General features: G+C 63.4%; 11 protein-coding genes and 1 tRNA gene. 5 read left to right on the top strand and 7 right to left on the bottom strand.

The features are described 5' to 3' along the window. Positions 1 to 5 precede the first annotated feature (5 nt). The 3 genes from IAE39_RS09300 to IAE39_RS09290 are packed head-to-tail and all read right to left on the bottom strand — an operon-like array spanning position 6 to position 7,320. Positions 6 to 2,714, bottom strand: a complete 2,709-nt coding sequence (locus IAE39_RS09300; protein WP_201201521.1) for a putative virulence factor — start codon at positions 2,712 to 2,714, stop codon at positions 6 to 8. Then, positions 2,711 to 5,788 carry a virulence factor SrfB gene (locus tag IAE39_RS09295; RefSeq protein ID WP_201201520.1) on the bottom strand — a complete coding sequence of 1,026 codons (3,078 nt, stop codon included), beginning with the start codon at positions 5,786 to 5,788 and terminating at the stop codon, positions 2,711 to 2,713. Before IAE39_RS09295 ends, IAE39_RS09300 begins: the two co-directional genes overlap by 4 nt. Positions 5,789 to 5,808: 20 nt before the next feature. After that, positions 5,809 to 7,320, bottom strand: a complete 1,512-nt coding sequence (locus IAE39_RS09290; RefSeq protein ID WP_201201517.1) for an SrfA family protein — start codon at positions 7,318 to 7,320, stop codon at positions 5,809 to 5,811. 210 nt (positions 7,321 to 7,530) lie between these two features. Here IAE39_RS09290 and IAE39_RS09285 point away from each other — a divergent pair, with 210 nt between their 5' ends. Then, complete coding sequence (locus tag IAE39_RS09285) at positions 7,531 to 8,436, top strand: hypothetical protein (protein WP_201201515.1); 906 nt, start codon at positions 7,531 to 7,533, stop codon at positions 8,434 to 8,436. A gap of 40 nt (positions 8,437 to 8,476) precedes the next feature. Here IAE39_RS09285 and IAE39_RS09280 read toward each other — a convergent pair. The 3 genes from IAE39_RS09280 to IAE39_RS09270 all read right to left on the bottom strand — a co-directional run bounded on the left by IAE39_RS09280 (position 8,477) and on the right by IAE39_RS09270 (position 11,206). Further along, positions 8,477 to 8,553: transfer RNA gene (locus IAE39_RS09280), tRNA-Arg, on the bottom strand. 188 nt (positions 8,554 to 8,741) lie between these two features. Beyond that, positions 8,742 to 9,605 (bottom strand): ABC transporter ATP-binding protein, encoded by an 864-nt coding sequence (locus IAE39_RS09275; RefSeq protein WP_201201513.1) that lies wholly within the window; start codon positions 9,603 to 9,605, stop codon positions 8,742 to 8,744. After that, a complete protein-coding gene (locus IAE39_RS09270) occupies positions 9,602 to 11,206 on the bottom strand; it encodes an ABC transporter permease (RefSeq protein ID WP_236548482.1) in 1,605 nt (534 codons plus the stop codon). Before IAE39_RS09270 ends, IAE39_RS09275 begins: the two co-directional genes overlap by 4 nt. Positions 11,207 to 11,503: 297 nt before the next feature. On the opposite strand from IAE39_RS09270, the gene IAE39_RS09265 reads away from it, so the two are divergent. Together IAE39_RS09265 and IAE39_RS09260 are read left to right on the top strand one after the other, a co-directional pair. Then, complete coding sequence (locus IAE39_RS09265; protein WP_201201511.1) at positions 11,504 to 12,541, top strand: ABC transporter substrate-binding protein; 1,038 nt, start codon at positions 11,504 to 11,506, stop codon at positions 12,539 to 12,541. A 40-nt stretch (positions 12,542 to 12,581) separates the two neighbouring features. Beyond that, positions 12,582 to 13,487 (top strand): TauD/TfdA dioxygenase family protein, encoded by a 906-nt coding sequence (locus tag IAE39_RS09260; protein ID WP_201201508.1) that lies wholly within the window; start codon positions 12,582 to 12,584, stop codon positions 13,485 to 13,487. Between the two features lie 106 nt (positions 13,488 to 13,593). On the opposite strand, the gene IAE39_RS09255 is transcribed toward IAE39_RS09260, so the two are convergent. Then, positions 13,594 to 14,508 carry a LysR family transcriptional regulator gene (locus IAE39_RS09255; protein WP_201201506.1) on the bottom strand — a complete coding sequence of 305 codons (915 nt, stop codon included), beginning with the start codon at positions 14,506 to 14,508 and terminating at the stop codon, positions 13,594 to 13,596. Between the two features lie 193 nt (positions 14,509 to 14,701). On the opposite strand from IAE39_RS09255, the gene IAE39_RS09250 reads away from it, so the two are divergent. Both IAE39_RS09250 and IAE39_RS09245 read left to right on the top strand, forming a co-directional pair. Further along, the gene (locus IAE39_RS09250; RefSeq protein ID WP_201201504.1) at positions 14,702 to 17,041 is read left to right on the top strand and encodes a TonB-dependent receptor; all 2,340 of its coding nucleotides are present in this window, start codon (positions 14,702 to 14,704) and stop codon (positions 17,039 to 17,041) included. Between the two features lie 17 nt (positions 17,042 to 17,058). After that, on the top strand, positions 17,059 to 18,735 hold the full coding sequence (locus IAE39_RS09245; protein ID WP_201201503.1) for an aryl-sulfate sulfotransferase: 1,677 nt from the start codon (positions 17,059 to 17,061) through the stop codon (positions 18,733 to 18,735). Positions 18,736 to 18,903: the final 168 nt, after the last annotated feature.

The following is an 18,903-nucleotide window of genomic DNA, read 5'->3' as shown; positions in this document are numbered from 1 at the left end:
TGCAATCAACTCGCTTGAAAGGTGTTCAGCAGCACCGCCAACTGGCGTCGCTGCTCGGTGGTGATTTCCGGGTCGGCGCCGCTCTTGGCGTTTTCCTGGGTCAGCCAGGCGAGGCCCGACAGCCAGTCGACCAGGAAGCGTTGTTCTTGGTGCGGGGGTTGCTCCGGCAGCACCGGCAGCTCGCCCTGGGGCACGCTCTGGTAGAAACCGAACACCGGCTCGCGCGAACCCAGCAGGCTGTTCGGGCGTTCAGCGGCGGGCTTCTCCAGCAAGCCGAACCAGGACAGGAAGTCGCGCATGGCCAGTTGCACCGTCAGCACCTGGCGCTGGACCATCTGGTCGCGGCGCATGCCGTTGAGCACCCGGCGCATGACCGCGGTGTCCAGTTGCTCGATGAACAGCGGGCGGCGCACTGCGCTGACCAGTTCTTCGACCAGGGCTTCGACCACTTCACGGCTGATGCGCAGGCTGCTCAGGCGCGCGGGTTGCGTACCCAGGTCGCGCATATGCTTGATCCACGCCTTCAACGCCGCGCGGACAAAACGCTGCTCGGAAGTGAGCCGTTTGGCCAGCGGCTTGGCAGCCGGTGCGGGTGCTGCGCCAGGGTTGCTGGCGAACAGGTTGCCGAAGCTGATGGCCGGGGCTTTATTGGCCGGGGCTTTGGCGGCTTGTTCGGGTTCTTCGCCAGCATCGCCGTCAATACCGTCGATGTCGTACACGCCGCCCAGGTAAAGGTCGCGCAGCTGCTCGACCGGTACCTGCAAGGCATGGATCAACTCACTGATCGCATCCGGGTCGGCACCCAGGTTGTCCAGCAGGTACTGGGTCTTTTCCCGCTTCTTGTTCAGCAGTTGTTCGAAGTCTTCTTCGCGCCAGGTGTTCAGGCCGTGTTCCAGCAGGTCGGTGCGGCACTGTTCCAGCTGTTCTTCGATACGGGTGAGCTTGAAGTCGATGTTGCTGATGCCCTGGAAGCTGCCACTGAAGCGGCTGATACCGCCATCATTGAGTTCGAGCATCGCGGCCCAGGCGTCAGCCGGGTCCTTGATGTGCCGCTGCACCGACGGGCTTTGCGCAAAGCATTGTTGCAACTGTACAAGGCGTGGTTCGTGGCGCTCGTTCAGGCAGGTTTCTTCGCCGTTGCCAGTGTCGCGCTCGATGAACGCGGTATCCAGGCGCGGCTTGCGCACCAGATAGGTGTTATTGAACGGTACACCGGACCAGTCTTTCATCCACTCCTGGCTGCCGAAGCGCTCGATCATGGTGAGCTTCATCATGTTCTCGCAGCCTTCGGGCAGTTGCCCCTCGCTCAGGCCGAGCGTGTTGCCGATGAAACCGTCGAGCATGGTCAGCGCCCAGATCAGCCCGGGGGTGCGCTGGCTGCGCTCCTTGGGCGTGGCACCCTGGGTCTTGTGGATCCAGCGGGTCAGTACCGGGCCAACGCTGACCACTTCGCTTTGCTTGAACGAACTGGTGCACAGCACCAGGCCGTTCATTTGCTGGGCGTCGGTATAGCGCTCGAACAGGTAGGCGACCTTGCCACGCAGGATCAGGCTGGCGGCCGGGTTGACCTCTTCGACAACGTCGGGGCTTGCGGCGTCTTCGATACGCAGCAGCTTCTGGCGAGTGCGGTAACCGGGGAAATCGAGCAGGTCGACTTCCTCTACGACCGGGTCTTTGGGGCTGTTGGTCAGGCGGAAGGTCATCTCGGCGGTCAGTGCCGCCAGTTGCGCGATCGACAGTGAAACGCTGCCCTGCACCTTGTCACCCTGCAGCGGCAGCACGTTCACCGGCAGGTCGCGGCCAGTGCCCAGTCGGCCGAGAATATCGACGTTCATGATGCTGTTGGCCTGGGTGTAGGCGCCGTTCTCTTCCTTTACCAGTACGCTCAAGGGGGCGTAAACGGTGTCGGGGAAACCCAGCTTCTGCAGGCCGCCGACCAGCAGTTCATAAATTTCAGTGAGCGCGTCCTGTTCACCCCACAGGACCGAAAACAGCTTGGCGCGCTGACGCGGGTTCAGGCGTGGTGCCAGCTTGATCACCCGTGGCCAGTAAAGCTCGTTGAGCTTGCGCACCGACTTTTCGTAGTTGCCTTTGAGGTAGTCCCACAGGGCGACCACGTCATCGCCATTGACGCCCGGTTGCAGGGCTTCCTGCTCACGGCTCTCGAAGCCGGCCAGCAGCGCCTGGATACGTTCGTCGGTGTAGCTGTAATCCAGCTTTTCCTGGTCGAAATCCTCGAACCAGGCGTTGGACAGGATCTTTGCCACTTCGATTTCGCTGAACAGCTTCAGCTCGACCGGGTGATTGGCATCCGGGCTGGGCTTGGCGCGCCGGCTGAAGCGGGTGACCAGGCCGGTGGCTTCCTTACCCAGGCCGGTCGGGTTCACATGCTCGATAAAGTCCAGCGTGCGGCCGCCGAAATCGGTTTCCAGGCGACCGCTGCGGTCAGCGGCCAATGCCGAGATCAGATACGACTTGCCCGCCTGGGACAGGCCGAAGAAGCCGATCACCATGGGTGTGGACGCAGCACGCTGCAGGTCCTTGGCGCGGTTGCGGGCCTGGCGCAGGCGCAGGTTGAGGCCATCGGCCTCGGCCTCGACACTGGCGGCATTGCCACGCACCTGCTCGATCCAGTCCAGGGCCTCACCGGCACCTTTGTGAATGGCGCCCCAGGCACCCATCAACTGCTGTTGCTTTGGCGTAAGGTCGCTCATTTTCCTTTGACGTTCCCGCTGTCGAGCCAATAGTCGCTGTCACTCAAGCTCATGGTCGGCATGGTGTTGAGTGAGAGTTCAAGATCCCGGTCGAAATCGAAGTCGGCATCCTGGATGTTCGATTCCAGCTTCTGGATGATCAGCTTGTCGCTGATCAGCCCCTGGTCGCGTTCTTCCTGGTCGAACTGCTCGATTTCCAGGCGAATGCGCAGCACCGGCGCCTCGCCGTTCTTGCCCACCGCGCGGGAAAACGCTGCGCTGCCCGAGGGGGTGAAACGCAGGGTGTACAGCGGTGACGCCGACCAGCGTTCGGCGGCCAATTGGCGGTAGCCCAGGTGCATGTCGCCGCGCATTTCCAGCCACGGCGTGCCGCGCTCCTCACCTTCGCCGACGATTGGCAGCTCGATCAGCCCCTTGTCGGACTTGAGGTCGTGGTAGAGCACGTCGGCGCGCTTGATGGTGCCGGCATTGTCGATCTGGCCGAAGTGCCTGATGACCGAGTACGGCTTGAGCGCGGCAGTGCGGAAGTAGAAGTTCGGCACGCTGTGCTTGGAGCACAGCAGGCAGATCATCGCACCCACCGAGGCGGTGCTTTTCGGGTCGTCGATCAGGCCATTGCGGTGGAACGGGTACCAACCGCCGGTGCGGTAGTTCTGCATCGGCAGGATGCGCCCTGGCGGCAGCGGCAGGCGCTGGCGAATGAACGCCTGGATGCCGGGCAGGCGCGAAGGGCGGCCGGTCAGCAGGAGCATGTCGCAGGGGTAGTTGAACACCACCTCGCACAATTCACCGAGCACTTTGGTGATGTTCATCTGGCCACCCATGAAGGCGGCGTGGACCCGCTCGAGGTCGAACACGATCGGTGTCTGCAGCAAGTCCAGGGCGCCGTCGCGGCCGACTTCGCGGCGCACGGCAGCATTGACGAATGCCAGTACGCTGTCGTTGATCTGCGCTTCGCCCAATACCTGTTGCCAGGTCTGCTCCACGGCAGCCTGCGGTTGTGCCGGGTCGAACTGCTCATAGGCCTTGAGCAGGGCCAGGCCCAGCGGTACGAACACTTGCAGGTTCAACTGCTGGCGCAGCAAGCGCTCCTGGGCGGTGGCATCGCCATTGCCGCACAGGCGCGACATCAGCGCATCGGGTGCCGGCACGCCGGCCGTGCGCAGTGCATGGGCGAAGGACGGCAGGATGAATTCCTGGATCACGTCCAGCAGGATGTCATCACCGGCAATCTTGAAACCGTCACGGAAGCGTTGGGTTGGCACGATGTGCACGTTGGCGCCGGCACCGCCACCCGCGCCGCGGTCCAGGCGGTAATCGGTGATCACCAGGTCGGTGGTGCCACCGCCGATGTCGATGGTCGCCAGGGTGATCTGTTCGTGTTCCTGTTTGTCCGGGCGCGCCAGGGCGACGAAGAATTCTTCCGGGTGGCCGGCAAAGTTCTCGTTGACCTCGTTGTACAGGTAAACCAGCTGGCCGCAGCTGGCTTCGTCCCACTCCACGCGCACGCTGGGGAACGGGGTACGGGTCTTGACGTCTTTGCCTTTGAACGGGTTGCTCTCGTCCTGGTGCCAGCCCAGGCTCTTCCAGACCAGGCCGATGGCTTCGTACAGGCGGTTGCTGAGCAGGCTGCGTTCGGCCTGGGGCATGCCTGGCGGCACGGTCAGGGTAATGCTGTTGAGCTGGCGCGGCACCCGCGCATGGCCTTGGCGCGAGCGCTGGGCCGGGCTGTTGATCTGGCTCAGCGCCTGGGTCACGACTTCGGCCAGCATGAAGGTCATCAGGCTGCTGCGCGAATAACGCGGGTTGAACACCGGCATGTCGTAAGGCTTGAGGTACAGCGGCTGGCCACGGTCGTTGATCAGGTTGGCAAACGGCGCGGCAACGGCCATGGGCTCCTTGTCGGTCTTGACGTAGGCGGTGTTGAAGCGCCAGCCATGGCCGTAGGCCTTTTCATCCCACAGGTAGCGTTTGGGGCTGGACAGGCCGGTCGAGCCTTCGGTGCCACGGTTGCGGCTGGCCAGGCGGCCGGCTTCACCGCCGACACGGGCGATGGTCGGCCACTGGAAGGCATTGTGCCGGCCACTCTTGATCGACAGGTGGTCTTTGCCGAAGGCCGCATGGGTAAACTCGACACGGCTCTCGAAGGCCTGGTTGTAGACTTTTTCCGGCTCGCTCAGGTCGCGCAGCGCCAGCACGTAGTTGTGGCGCATGCCCGAACCTGCCTGGCCATGGTCCTCGATGAGGATGCCGCAGGTGCGCGAGTTGCCTACGTCAAGTACCAGGTCCACCGGGATCGGCTTGACGATGCCATTGGCCTCGTTGGCGATCACCTTGATTTCCGGGATCTCTACTTTCGGCTTTTCGTTGCTCTGCTCGGCCGGCACCGGGCGGCGCAACAGGCTCAGCAGGTTCAGGTAGTGGCCAAGGTGGCGGTTGCCCTGCAGGTCACGGTCCAGGCGTTCGCGCGTCCATTCGGCGCGGGCCTCGGTGTACACCTCGGTCAGCCAGTCACGGATCCAGGTGTGGGTCAGGAACCAGCCATACTCGCGGGCACTGCAGGCCAGCTTGAACGCCACGCCGGAGCGCACGTCGTCTTCGTTGGGTGCCAGGTACGGTGCGCCGGTCACCAGCGGCATGGTGCGGCTGTCGAAGCCGAGGGTCAGGCGGTGGGTGTTGCCGTCCAGGTCGGGCTCGGCGAGCTTGACCAGGCGCATGCGCGCCCAGTTGTTTGGGCCTTCGTCAAAGCGATAGGGCGGAGTGAAGCGCAGGAACGGGATGGGCAACCAGACCCCGTCCAGCAGCTTCAGGCTGTCTTCCATCGGCAGGCGGAAGTGGCTCTCTTCGCTGGTGTCGAATTCCACCTGCACCACTTTGTCTGGCTCGGGCTCGTAGAAGTCCTTGTACTCCTTGGACCACAGCAGGCGCGTAGGCACCATGCCGTTGTTGAGCTGGACGAATTTGCCGGTCTGCTCGCCGTCTGGGCCGAGACGCAGGGCGAAATCCATGAATTGAATTCCGGTATCGCTGACCAGCGTGACCGTTTCTTCGAACTGGGTGATTTCGGGCAACATCTTCTGCGTTTCTCGTGTGATTAGCCGGCTTTTTTCATTTGGATGTTGAAGCCTTTGGCACCGTAGTTGGCATCGCAATCGGCTACGCCGCTGGCGTTGGGCGTGCAACCTACTTGCGGCAGGTCATAGCTGCTGCCGTCGGCACAAGTGGCCTGGCCGGAACTGTTGATCGACAACTTGCCGCCTTGCATGGCGGCGGCAACCGGCGCCTGGCAACTGACATTGTCCGGGCGGGTGACCGTGGCCTGGCCCTTGCCATTCTGGAAGTCGTACTTCAGGCGCACCGGCTTGCCAGTGCCGGCTTCCTGAATGCCTGCACCCGCCCATTTGCCGTTGAGGAAGTCTGCTTTGCCATCGGCCGCATCTGGCGGAATGCTCAAGTCACTCGGTTGTGGCGGCTGGTTGCTGGCTTGCGCTTGGTCTTCGGGCAGCTGTGGTGGTGCAGGCGGAGTGTTCTCTGGCGTCACGGCCTCTGGGCTACCTGGCGGTGGAGTGTCAGATGCTTGCTCAGGCTGCTGCTCCGGCGCTGGTGGTGTTTCTGGCTCGCCTTGCGCAGAGGGGTTGGCATTGTCTGTCGGCGCCGGGTTGTCAGCTTGCGGCGCGCCGCCGTCGGCATCGGCTGGGCCGCCCGGCAGGTTAACCGGGCTTTCGGTACCCGGCTTCATGTCCGGGGTAACGCCACCGGTTGTGCCGTTCGCAGCGCCGTCCATGTTCAACGATCCTGTTGGCACTCGGGCTTGGTTATTGCCTGGCACCGTGGTATCGCGGCCAAGGTCCGGGATGCCCGGGCCGGAGAGGTTGACCCCAGGGATGCAGCCGCGCAGCCCGAACAGCAGCAGGAGCAGCAGCGACAACAGCAACAGCAGCGGCAGCAACCAGCGCCAGTTGCGCCACCACGGCAGGCGTGCGACGGCGGCGGCTGGCGCTACCGCTGCGGCTGCCGGCGCAATCGGGGCGGCGGGCGGTGGTGCCAGCGGTGCGGCCACCGGCTCGGCGACAGGGGCGGTGCGCGGGTACAGGCAATGCAGGGGCTGGCGGCTACGCTCGGCGCCGGCATGAATGAAACCCCAGAAGGTCAGTACCGGGCGGCCATCGACCAGGTAGACAAAGTTTTCGTCAGGGAAGGGCACCACGCAGGTCAGCAGCTTGCCGAATACGGCGTTGTCGCCCTCGGCAGCCTTGCGGGCCGTTGCCGAAGGTTGGCCATTGGCGTCCAGGCCGAGCAAGGTGCTGCTCAGGGCGTTGATCTTGCTCTGCAGCACTTCAAGCTGAACCCGCGCGGGCGCACGCTCTTCCTCGGTGGCACTGCTCCAGGGGATCACATCGCCCGGGCGGTCGCTGTACCAGTCGATGGTGCTGCCCAGCTCATCGCTCTGCGGGATGGCCAGGTGCTCGATCAGTTCCGGGTGCTCCGGATACTTGCGGCGAATCGCTTCGCGAATCTGCAAAGCAGCGCGATAGACGGGCTGACCGGTCTCGCCCAATGCGGTGAAGTGCTCACTTCTGCCGCTGCGTAGTAATACTCCGCGCATCCTTGTAGACCTACCTAGTCTATTAGCCGAATCCGTTCGGTATCCTTGATTCAATACCGAAAAACCGAGCAACACTAATGGCAAAGTGCTTTTTTCGTCAATTCGCAAGGGTGGGTTTTTGACGTCAAAGGAGGATTTATCCGGTTACACTCCGCTGGTCCGATGAACGGCATCGGCAAACTCATCATCGACGAATGGAGCACGAAGAGCATGAGCCTTTGGGATGACCTGAAGAAGAAGGCCTATGATGCCAACCCGGAGCTGGCCGCCAAGGCCGCGCAGGCCCTGGAAAAGGCCCGCGACCTGGCCGTGGAGGCAGGGCAGAAAGCCGCGCCCATCATCAAGGAAGCCAGCGACAAGGCCGCAGGCTACGCCCAAGAGAAAACCCCGATACTCAAGGCCCAGGCGCTGAAGGCGATTGACGATGCCAAGCAGCGTCGTGCCCAGTTGCAAGAGCAGGCCAAGCGCGACAAAGCTGCGCGGGCGGAGATGATCCGCACCATGTATGACATCACCCTGACGCCGGAAGACATCAATTTCGTCGAGGAACCGTTCAACCATTTTGAGCGGCAGCTGATGTTTTTCGTGCGCAATGGCGAAGTGCTGGAAAGCGAAAAGCGCAACCAGACGCACCTGGACGCCTACCATTCGCACCGCACCACCGGTGGCCACATATGGAATGGCACCGGTCATACCGGTAGCAGCTCATCGTCCATGCAGGTCACTGCGCATAATGTGCAGGAGCACGAGTTCTGGGTGCGCCTGGAGAATGGCAAAGAGGCGTGTTTCCAGCTGAACAACAACGGTGTGCGCGTGCGCCCTGGGCAGTATGTGAGCATGGCGTTTGTGCGCAATGCCAACCAGGACATGGGGCAGATGGTGGCGCTGTACAACCATAACGCCAGGGAGAACTACGTGACCCTGTCACCCAGGGAGATCAACCAGCAGTTCCAGCTGTACCTGAAAGAGCCCGGCATTTTCAACGCCAACGAAGTGAACGGCACGCGCGACAGGCTGCTGCAGGCACTGGACAAGCGTCTGGGCGAGCTGGCCCGGTACATGGCGCTGCACGGCGACCGGCGGGCCGGCCAGGTGATAGACGTACAGGCGGAATAAACGAAAAAGCCCCGGGAGATTTCCCAGGGCTTTTTTGATATGGCGCACTCGGCGGGATTCGAACCCACGACCCCTGCCTTCGGAGGGCAGTACTCTATCCAGCTGAGCTACGAGTGCAACGCGCACGCATAATACCCATCTGTACCCGTGGCGTCCATCGCCTTGATCTGTAGCCTTTTTTCCCGGTTGCCTGTGCCGGCCTCTTCGCGGCTAAAGCCGCTCCCACAGGGTCATCACAGCCCTCAAGTACGGCGCCATACCTGTGGGAGCGGCTTTAGCCGCGAAGAGGCCGGTTCAGGTCTGTATTACAAAGCGATCAACTCGGGCCGCAGCCCTTCTACCCGGCGTACCGGCGCTGGCAGGTAGCCGCCATCGCCGGTGATCTGGTGCAGCACCTTTTCGCGCAGCCCATGCAGGGCCACGCCGGTGCGCAAGCGCGGGTGCGGCAGGTCGATCTCCACCACCGCTTTGATCCGCCCCGGGCGCGGCTCCAGTACCACCACCCGGTCGGCCAGGTAGGTGGCTTCTTCGGCGTCGTGGGTCACCAGCAAGGTGGTGATGCCGGCCCGTTCGCGTATGGCCAGCAGCTCGTCCTGCAATTGCTGGCGGGTCAGTGCATCCAGCGCGCCGAACGGCTCGTCGAGCAACAGGATGCGCGGGCTGGCGACCAGGCCACGGGCAATTGCCACGCGCTGGGCCATGCCGCCGGACAGTTGGTGCGGGTAGGCCGATTCAAAGCCGACCAGCCCCACCAGTTGCACGAACTCATGCACCCGCCGGGCGCGCTCGCCCTGGGTGAGCGCTTCATTGACCAGGCCCAGTGCAATGTTTTGCTCCACGTTCAGCCAGGGGAACAGGCGGTGCTCCTGAAACACGATGCCACGCTCACCACCAATACCGCTGACCGTATGGCCGTCGACGCGGATGCTGCCGCTGTAGTCGGTATCCAGCCCCACCAGCAGGCGCAGCAAGGTGGACTTGCCACAGCCGGAAGCCCCCACGATGGCGATGAACTCGCCCTGGTTGATTGACAGGTTGAAGTTGCGGATAGCCTCGAGCTGTTGGCCATCGACGCTGAACACTTTGCCAACCCCTTCGAAACTGACCAGGGGCGGAGTAGCGTCGGGCTGGTTGGCCGCGTGCAAGTGCGAGGTGTTGAAGGCGTTCATGCGGTTCTCCAGCGCGTGGCGCGCGATTCGAGGCGTTGTCCAAGGGTGCCGAGCAAGGCGCCGACCAGGCCGATCAGCAGCATGGCGGCCATCACCTGGTCCATGCGGAACAGTTGCTGCGCGCCGATCATCAGGCTGGCGATGCCGCCGTCCGAGGGCATGAAGTATTCGGCACCGATGGTGCCCAGCCAGGCGTAGATCAGCGACAGGCGCAGGCCGGCGAATATCGCCGGGGCTGCGCCGGGCAGCACCAGCAGGCGAAGGCGCTGCCACAGGTTCAGGCGCAGGGTCCGGGCGGCTTCGCCCAGTTGCGGCGATAGGCCGGCAATGCCGCGCTGGGTAGCGATCAGCAACGGGAAGAATGCAGCCATGCCGACGAACACCAGCTTGGCCCCTTCACCCAGGCCGAACCAGGCGGTGAGCAACGGCACCCAGGCGAACAGCGCCACTTGGCGCAGTGCTGCCAGGCTTGGGCCGAACAGGCGCTCGGCATTGCTGGAGAGCCCCAGCAACAAACCGGCCAGCAGGCCCGCGCCGCCGCCCAGCAGCAGGCCGCTCAAGGTGCGTTGCAGGCTCAGCAGCAAGGCTTGCGACAGCGAACCATCGGCCAGGCCGACCAGCAGGGTGCGCAGCACGTCGAGTGGCGAGGTCAGGATGTTGCGGTCGACCCAGCCAAAGCTGTTGCTGGCCTGCCACAGTGCCAACAACGCCAGCGGCAGCAGCAGGCTTTGCCAGCCCCGCGGTAGCGGGCCACGCTGCTGTTCGCCGGTGGCCGCCTGCGGCCAGTACAGCAGGCGTTTTTCAACCGCAGAGAAGCCGCGCTCCAGCACCGCGCCCACCAGGCCGATCACCAGGATGCACAGCAGGACCAGGTCGAGCATGAACAGTTGCCGCCCCCACACCATCAGGTAGCCGATGCCTTCGCTGGAAGCCAGCAGTTCGACCGCCAGCAGCGAGGTCCAGCCGGTGGCCAAGGCTAGACGCACGCCAGTCAGGAAGGCAGGCAGGGCAGCGGGAAGCAGCAGGCGCAGAAACAGCAGGTGACGCGGCAGGCGCAACGCCGCAGCAGCCTCACGCAGCTTGGGTTGGGCATCACGCACACCCACCAGCGTGTGCAAGGTGACGGGCACCACCACGGCTTTCACCAGTACCACCAGCTTCAGCAACTCGCCGATGCCGAAGAACAGCATGAACAAGGGAATCCAGGCCAGGGTAGGAATCTGCGCCAGTGCCACGAAGGTCGGCAGCACCAGCGTTTGTGCCCGCCGCGAAGCCCCCAGCCACACCCCCAGCAGCAAGCCGCTGCCGATACCGACTGCCAGCCCCCAGAACAACCGCTGCAGGCTTATCCACAGGTGCCCCCACAACTCACCAGAGCCAAACTCTACCGCGCTTTGCCACACCAGCGCCGGCGCCGGCAAGATCTGCTCGCTCATCCAGTGCTGTCGGCTGGCCACCCCCCACAGCAGCGCAATCGCCACAGGCAAAACCCAAGGCAGCACCCGTTCTACAGTGAGGACGTGGTTCCTGTGGGAGCGGCCTTGCGTCGCGATAGGGCCGCGCAGCGGCCCCCCTCGATTCCTGCTCAGAACTCCATTCATCGGCCATCTCTCGAGACGTTGTTAGTTTATTCACTTATGGAATTAAAAAATCCAACAAGCGACATTCAAGAGATAAGAGCATGCAAGTTCTGCATTCGGAAGCCCCCACCCATTGCGTTTTCCTCATATTTTCCATGCGTTTTCCGCAAGCTCGCCGCATGCCCGCATGACGCCTGATTTATGCTTTCCAGTTACTAAAAAATGAAGTTTTGATCTTTGTAGGTTCTAACCGGACCTGCCTAGCTTCTGGCCAAAGCGCCGGCCATCGCCGGTGGCAGCCTGCCAAGGAGCCTTGCCATGAAAACCCCGTTGCGCCACCTGATCACCGCCCTTGGGCTGGCCTTCACCCTCAGCGCCCACGCAGCTGAACCTGCCAAGCCGGAAAGCATCCGCATCGCCGTGCCCGACCTTAGCGCTGGCAGCAAGCCCAGTGCCGGTGGCGTGGTCGACGTACTGCGAGACCAGCAGTTGCTGGAGAAAGCATTCGCCAAGGACGGCATCCGCATCGACTGGCATTTCTTCAAGGGTGCCGGGCCGGTGGTGAACGAAGCACTGGCCAACGGCCAGGCCGACTTCGCCTACCTCGGCGACCTGGCGGCGATCGTCGGCAAGGCCAATGGCCTCGACACCCGTGTGCTGTCGGCCGGCGTGCGTGGGGTGAAAAGCTACCTGGGTGTGGTACCCGGCTCTGGCATCAAGACCCTGCACGACCTCAAGGGCAAGCGCGTGGCGGTATTCCGTGGCACCGCCAACCAGCTGTCATTTGCCAGCGCCCTGGCCAGCCAGGGCTTGAGCGAGCGCGAGCTGAAGGTGATCAACCTCGACTTCAACGCCGCCAACGCCGCGCTGGCCGCCAAGCAGATCGACGCCACCTGGGGCTTGTCCAACCTGTTGTCGCTGCGCGAGCGCGGGCTGGTCGAGCTGCCGGTCAATTCACGTGATTTGGCGGGCGCTGGCAGCACTCAGGCCGTGCTGCTGGGCACCGGCGACTTCATTCGCAAATACCCCGAGCTGGTGCAGCGCCTGGTCAACGCCCAGGAGCAGGCCAGCACCTGGCTGCGCGACGAGCACAACCGCGAGGCCTACGTCGACCTGGTGGCCAGCAATGCCAACTGGCCGCGCAGCATCCTCAGCGACGACCTGGCCAAGGAAGACCTTGCCCACTACTTCGACCCACGGCTGGACGCCGACTTTGTCGGCCAGTTGCAGCAGGGCGTCGACCTGGCCGCCAAGGAGCGCCTGATCCGCCGTGGCTTCCAGGTGACCGACTGGGTCGAACCGCGCTTTCTCGATGCCGCGCTGAAACACGAACAGGCCGTGCAGGCCGCCCGCTGAACCCGCCAACAACCCGACAATTACCGCAAGGACCACGACCATGAGCAATGCCGCCCTGGCCACCGTGCCACAAGCCCTCGAACTCGACATTCACCCGGTTGCCGGCCGTATCGGCGCCGAAATCCGTGGCGTGCAACTGTCCGCCGAGCTGGACGCCGCCACCCTCGACGCCATTCAGGCCGCGCTGGTGAAGCACAAGGTGATCTTCTTCCGTGGCCAGACCCACCTTGATGACCAGCGCCAGGAAGCCTTCGCCAAACTGCTCGGCGAACCGATAGCACACCCCACCGTACCGGTGGTGGATGGCACCAGCTACCTGCTGCAACTCGATGGCGCCGAGGGCCAGCGCGCCAACTCCTGGCACACCGACGTGACCTTTGTTGACGCTTACCCCAAAGCCTCGATCCTGCGCAGTGTGGTGGCGCCTGCCTCCGGTGGCGATACCGTGTGGGCGAACACGGCGGCGGCGTATCAGGAGCTGCCTGAGCCGTTGCGCGAACTGGCCGACAAGCTGTGGGCGGTGCACAGCAACGAGTACGACTACGCCAGCATCAAGCCTGACGTGGACCCGGCCAAGCTGGAGCGCTATCGCAAGGTGTTCACCTCCACGGTGTACGAGACCGAGCACCCGGTGGTAAGGGTGCACCCGATCAGTGGCGAGCGGGTGCTGCAGCTTGGGCATTTCGTGAAACGCATCAAGGGCTATTCGCTGGCGGATTCGCAGCACCTGTTCGCGGTGCTGCAAGGGCATGTGACGCGCCTGGAGAACACCGTGCGCTGGCGCTGGCAGGCGGGCGACGTGGCGATCTGGGATAACCGCGCGACGCAGCATTATGCGGTGGATGATTATGGTACCCAGCCGCGGGTGGTGCGGCGGGTGACCTTGGCGGGTGAGGTGCCAGTGGGTGTCGATGGCCAGTTGAGCCGGACGACCCGTAAAGGCTGAGAAGCGTAGTGACCCCCTGTGGGAGCGGGTTCACCCGCGAATGCGGCGGTGAGGCTACCATCGTATTCGCGGGTGAACCCGCTCCCACAGGGGCCGCCGCCAGCGTTCAGATTTCGGTATCACAGGCAATCAGTTGCCTGACCAACCCCTGAGCCAGCGGCGACAAGCCATACCCCACCCGGCTCACCACCCCATAGCGGGTATAGAACGCCTCTTCCTGCTCCACCGTCAAGTCGGTCAACTGCAAGGCCACCAACCCTCCATCGCGCTGATACGGCCGCAAGTTGGCATTGCAGGCAATGCCGATGGTGTCCGAGTGCATCACCACATTCAGCAACGCATACCCATGCTCGCATTCCACCGCTGGCAGAAAGTCCTGGCGCCCGCTGAGGTCGCTGAGGATCTTGCGAATGTTCGGCGGCCGGAAAGTGGTCGCCAGCGGGTAATCGAACACGTCGCGCGCGCGTACTTCAGCCTGCTCGGTCAGCGGGTGTCCGGCGCGGCAGCAGAAGTGCCAGCGCTGGGGCGTCAGCTTGTGCACCTGGTAGTCCGGGTCGGACTCGAACTGGCGGGTGTCGGCGACGAAGAACTCGATCTCCTCGGCCACCAGCTTGCGGTTCAGCGCCTGCCAGTTGTCCACCTGGAAGCAGGTGCGCGCCGCCGGGTACTCGGCCACGAAACGCGCCACTGCCCGTGGCACCAACCCTCCAGCCGGCGCCGGGCCGGAGCCGAAGCGCACCACACCGGTGGTGGCGCCGTTGAACTGGTGAATTTCGTTGACCAGCTTGTGTGCCCCGTGCACCAGCCGCCGCGAATGTTCCAGCACCAGCAGGCCCTGGCGGGTCGGGGCCAGCTCCTTGCTGGCGCGGTCCACCAGGCGGCAGCCGACGTTGTGCTCCAGGGTCTGGATGCTGCGGCTGAAGGCCGATTGCGACAGGTTCACAGCCGCCGCCGCGGCAACAAAACTGCGGTGTTCGACAAGGGCAATGTAGTGGCGTAGCTGACGCAGATCGATATGCATTTTCTACATTGAAACCTTCGGTCAAATGCAATTGCTGACAAGGGTGAGTCCCCTTATAAAGGGAGTCACTTATTCCACAAAATATGAATTACAAATATTTATATCTCTTAAAAGAATATAAGCCCGACTGACCGCGATTCGGTTCCGCCAACGGAAATGCTCGCCCAGGGCCCATGCCTCAAGGAGCATTTGCATGTCCGGACTTTCCCGTTGGCCTGCGCGCGCGTCGCGTTTCACCTTGCAACCCTTGGCCGCTGGCGTGCTGCTGGCGGCGTCTGCTGGCAGCTACGCCGAAGAACCGGTCAGCGCCACGGCACCGGCGCTGGAGCAGGAAGCCAAGCTCGGCACCGTCACGGTCAATGCCCGTCGCCGCGAAGAAACCGCGCAGAGCGTGCCCACGCCGATCAGCGTGCTGGGCAGCGAAACCCTGGAAACCCAGCGCATCTACCGTGTGCAGGATCTGCAACAGCTGGTGCCCAGCACCAACGTCGCCTACGTGCATGCGCGCCAGTCGAGCATCTCTATCCGCGGCCTGGGCAACAACCCGGCCAGCGATGGCCTGGAAGGCAGCGTCGGCATCTACCTGGACAACGTCTACCTCGGCCGCCCCGGCATGGCGGTGTTCGACCTGCTGGACGTGGAGCAACTGGAAGTGCTGCGCGGCCCGCAGGGCACCCTGTTTGGCAAGAACACCACGGCAGGCGTGCTCAACATCACCACGCGCAAGCCCACCTTCCACCGCGAGGGCAGCATCCAGCAGTCGATTGGTGAAGATGGCTACCTGCAGACCCAAGGCAGCTTCTCGGGGCCGATCAGCGACACCTTGGCCGGGCGCATCAGTGCCTACCGCACTGAAGACGATGGCTATGTAAAGAACATCCACAACGGCGACGACCTCAACGGCGGCAAGCGCCAGGGCTTTCGTACCCAACTACTGTTCAAGCCCAGCGAAACCTTCAACCTGCGCTGGATCGGTGAATACAACGAAGAGGACTCCAACAACGGCATCCTCAGCCTGTACAGCACCGGGCCGACCATCAATGGCGTCAACCGCTACGAAAGCCTGGCCGCTCAGGCGGGTGCGACGCTGGTGTCGGGCAAGGACCGCAAGGTCAACTTCGACGCGGATCAGCAGGTGACGGTGTTCCAGGGGGGGACTTCGGTGGAGGCCAACTGGACCCTGCCCAACGACTTTACCCTGACGTCGATCACCGCCTACCGCTGGTGGGACTTCACCCCGCGTAACGACGACGGCCTCAACGTGCCGGTGTTCTACAGCGCCGGTGTGTCGGTGCGCGACAAGCAGTACTCGCAGGAAATCCGCCTGGCATCGCCCACCGGGGGCGCCTTCGACTATGTGCTGGGCGCGTACTATTTCAAGCAGGACCTGGACAACAAGTCCTTCACTTATTACGGGCCGCAGGCGGATATCTGGAACCTCACCCCGGCCGGTGCGCTGAACAACGTCAACACCATCGGCGATGGGCACATCGATACCGACAGCTATGCGCTGTTCGCCCAGGGCACCTGGCACATCACCGACCGCCTGGACTTCACCGCCGGCATTCGCGGTACCTACGAAGAGAAAAGCGCCTGGGTAACCCGCGATGCGCCGACCGGCGGCGCGGACGTGACCGGTGCTGCCGCTGCCGCGCGCCAGGGCAGGGTGGGCGCCTATGATTCCGGCGACCTCAACCAGTACAGCTTCAGCCCCTCCGGCCTGCTGGGCCTGAGCTACCGCTTCAACGAGCAGTTGCTGGGCTACGCCACGCTGACCCATGGCGAGAAGTCCGGCGGCATCAACCTTACCGTCGGCGCCGCGCCACGGCTGGGCACCGATTCGCTGCTGGTCGGCACCGAGCGGGTCAACAACGCCGAGCTGGGTTTGAAAAGCACGCTGCTCGACGGCCGCCTGCAACTGAATACCAACCTGTTCTGGGCCGAAGTGCATGGCTACCAGGCCAACGTCTACGACCAGATCAACCGCGTGCAGTACCTGGCCAACGCCGGCAGTGTACGTTCGCGTGGCCTGGAGTTCGAGGCTACAGCCCTGCCGATCCGCGGCCTTACGGTCAACTTCAACGGCTCGTGGAACGACGTGCGCTACACCGAATACAAGGATGCGCCGTGCCCGCCCGAGGTGAGCCTGGCCAATGCCAGCGCCACCTGCGACCTGTCCGGCCACCAGGTGGTGGGCGCTTCCAAGTACATCGCCAACCTCAACACCCAGTACAAGTGGCAGGCCACTGAGCATGTCGAGCCCTACGTCACTGCCAGCTACGCCTTCCGTTCCAAGGCGGTGGGCACCATCGACGACTCCGATTTCGGCCAGATCCCCAGCTACGCGCTGGTCAACCTTTCCGCCGGTGTACGCCTGGACCAGGGCGACGGCGTAGTCGACCTGTCGCTGTGGGTGAAAAACGCCGGCGACAAGACTTACTTCACCAGCCTGTGGAACTCCGCCAACGGTGGTTATGCCGGCGTGCTCGGTACCCCGCGCACCTTCGGCGCCACCGCCCGTTACGACTTCTGAGCACAAGGAGCTTTGCCATGAATGCCAAGACCGAAACCCCTGCACTGCCTGAAGGCGCCTGCCTGACCGCCAAAGTCCCTGAGCGCGATGAGGCGCTGCTCGGCGATGTGGTGGTCAACCCGTACCGCCTGGCGCCGCTGACCGCGATCATTCGCGATGGCGGGCGCAGCCTGAGTGACGCGCACGTGCGCGTGCTGGGGCGCGGCGAGCGCGGCATGGATATCGTTTACGACGTGTCCGACCGTTCACTATGGACTTACGGCGGCATCCCGGTATTCGGTTTGTACCCGGATCACGTCAACCAGGTGGAAGTGACCTACAAACTGGACGGCGAGCGCATTCGCGAGCAGTACCCGATCTACGCCCCGGCCGTGCGCCTGCCGGTAGTGGCGAAACAGACTGCCGCGCTGCCGGAGGTCGAACCGATCAAGGTCGCGGCGGGTTTCGAAAAGCGCCTGTACCTGTTCAACCACCTGCAAGGTGACATTCCGGGCGGCCGCGCCTTCAAGTGGAACGCGTTGGGCGGCGCAGCGGAATGGGACCAGGTGGGCAACAACTGGATCGCCGACAGCAATGGCGATGTGCGCTGGTACCTGGATATCGAGCAGATTCACGACTCCAACCGCCGCGACAGCCTGGGCGGCACCATGGGCTTCCAGCAGACCCGTGACGGTAAGCTGATCTGGGGCCAGGGCCAGACCTACTCCAAGTACGACCTGCTGGGCCGGCGCATCTGGCAGCGCAGCTTGCCGGACAAGTTTGCCGACTTTTCCCACGAAATCCGCGAAACCACCAATGGCACTTATTTGCTGCGGGTTGGCACCAGCGACTATCGCCGCCCGGATGGCAAGCGTGTGCGCTCGATCCGCGACCATATCATCGAGGTCAGCGAAGCCGGGGATGTGCTGGACTTCTGGGACCTCAACCAGATCCTCGACCCGTACCGTGGCGACCTGCTGGGAACCTTGGGCAAGGCGGCCATCCAGTTGCCGCCTGGCGTGCAGAAACAGGACGAACGGCTGGCCAACGAGCTGGCCGAGGGCGACTTGCCGTTCGGTGATACCCCTGGGGTAGGGACCGGGCGTAACTGGGCGCATGTCAATGCCATTGATTACGACGCCGATGACGACAGCATCATCGTTTCAGCACGGCACCAGGGCGTGGTGAAGATCGGCCGTGACAAGCAGGTGAAGTGGATTCTCGCCTCGCCCCAGGGCTGGCCGCAGCATCTGCGTGAGAAAGTACTGAAACCGGTTGAGAGCGAAGGTTTCGACTGGTCATGGACCCAGCACACCGCCTGGCTTACCGGCAAAGGTACGTTGACCGTGTTCGACAATGGCTGGGGCCGCGACTTTGCGCCCACCAAGCTGACCGGCAACTACAGCCGGGCTGTGGAATACCGCATCGACGAAGCCAAGGGCACCGTCGAGCAGGTGTGGGAGTACGGCAAGGAGCGTGGCGACGAGTGGTACAGCCCAGTGACTTCGGTGGTGGCTTACCGGCCTGAGACCGACACCCAGTTCATCTACTCGGCTTCGGTGAATTTCCTGACGCCCGAGAAGCTGACCACTACCGTGCTGAATGAAGTGCGGCGGGGGACGCAGGAGGTGCTGGTGGAGCTGAAGGTGCACAGCCGGCAGCCGGGCAGCGTGGGTTATCGGGCCTTGGTGATCGACCTGGCCAAGGCGTTTTGATTCATCCCTTCCGGGAGGGCCGTCGGTCCTCCCATCACATTTCCTTCAGCTCGTTCGTCTAACCTCTACTGGCCTATTCGCGGGTAAACCCGCTCCTACAAGGTATTGCGTATGCAATGTAATCGATGGACTCGCCCCCGCCGAGGCATCACAGTGCCACGGTGGCGT

This window comes from Pseudomonas sp. S37, from assembly GCF_016658545.1.
GTDB lineage: Bacteria > Pseudomonadota > Gammaproteobacteria > Pseudomonadales > Pseudomonadaceae > Aquipseudomonas.
Note: the sequence above shows the minus strand (reverse complement) of the source record. Positions and strands in the feature narration are given on the sequence as shown.

What these genes read in the sequence shown, in the direction of transcription:
- IAE39_RS09265 (WP_201201511.1), top strand. Translation starts at nt 11,504, where the DNA reads ATGAAAACCCCGTTGCGCCACCTGATCACCGCCCTTGGGCTGGCCTTC.
- IAE39_RS09295 (WP_201201520.1), bottom strand. Translation starts at nt 5,788, where the DNA reads ATGTTGCCCGAAATCACCCAGTTCGAAGAAACGGTCACGCTGGTCAGC.
- IAE39_RS09255 (WP_201201506.1), bottom strand. Translation starts at nt 14,508, where the DNA reads ATGCATATCGATCTGCGTCAGCTACGCCACTACATTGCCCTTGTCGAA.
- IAE39_RS09290 (WP_201201517.1), bottom strand. Translation starts at nt 7,320, where the DNA reads ATGCGCGGAGTATTACTACGCAGCGGCAGAAGTGAGCACTTCACCGCA.
- IAE39_RS09260 (WP_201201508.1), top strand. Translation starts at nt 12,582, where the DNA reads ATGAGCAATGCCGCCCTGGCCACCGTGCCACAAGCCCTCGAACTCGAC.
- IAE39_RS09300 (WP_201201521.1), bottom strand. Translation starts at nt 2,714, where the DNA reads ATGAGCGACCTTACGCCAAAGCAACAGCAGTTGATGGGTGCCTGGGGC.
- IAE39_RS09285 (WP_201201515.1), top strand. Translation starts at nt 7,531, where the DNA reads ATGAGCCTTTGGGATGACCTGAAGAAGAAGGCCTATGATGCCAACCCG.
- IAE39_RS09245 (WP_201201503.1), top strand. Translation starts at nt 17,059, where the DNA reads ATGAATGCCAAGACCGAAACCCCTGCACTGCCTGAAGGCGCCTGCCTG.
- IAE39_RS09250 (WP_201201504.1), top strand. Translation starts at nt 14,702, where the DNA reads ATGTCCGGACTTTCCCGTTGGCCTGCGCGCGCGTCGCGTTTCACCTTG.
- IAE39_RS09270 (WP_236548482.1), bottom strand. Translation starts at nt 11,206, where the DNA reads ATGAATGGAGTTCTGAGCAGGAATCGAGGGGGGCCGCTGCGCGGCCCT.
- IAE39_RS09275 (WP_201201513.1), bottom strand. Translation starts at nt 9,605, where the DNA reads ATGAACGCCTTCAACACCTCGCACTTGCACGCGGCCAACCAGCCCGAC.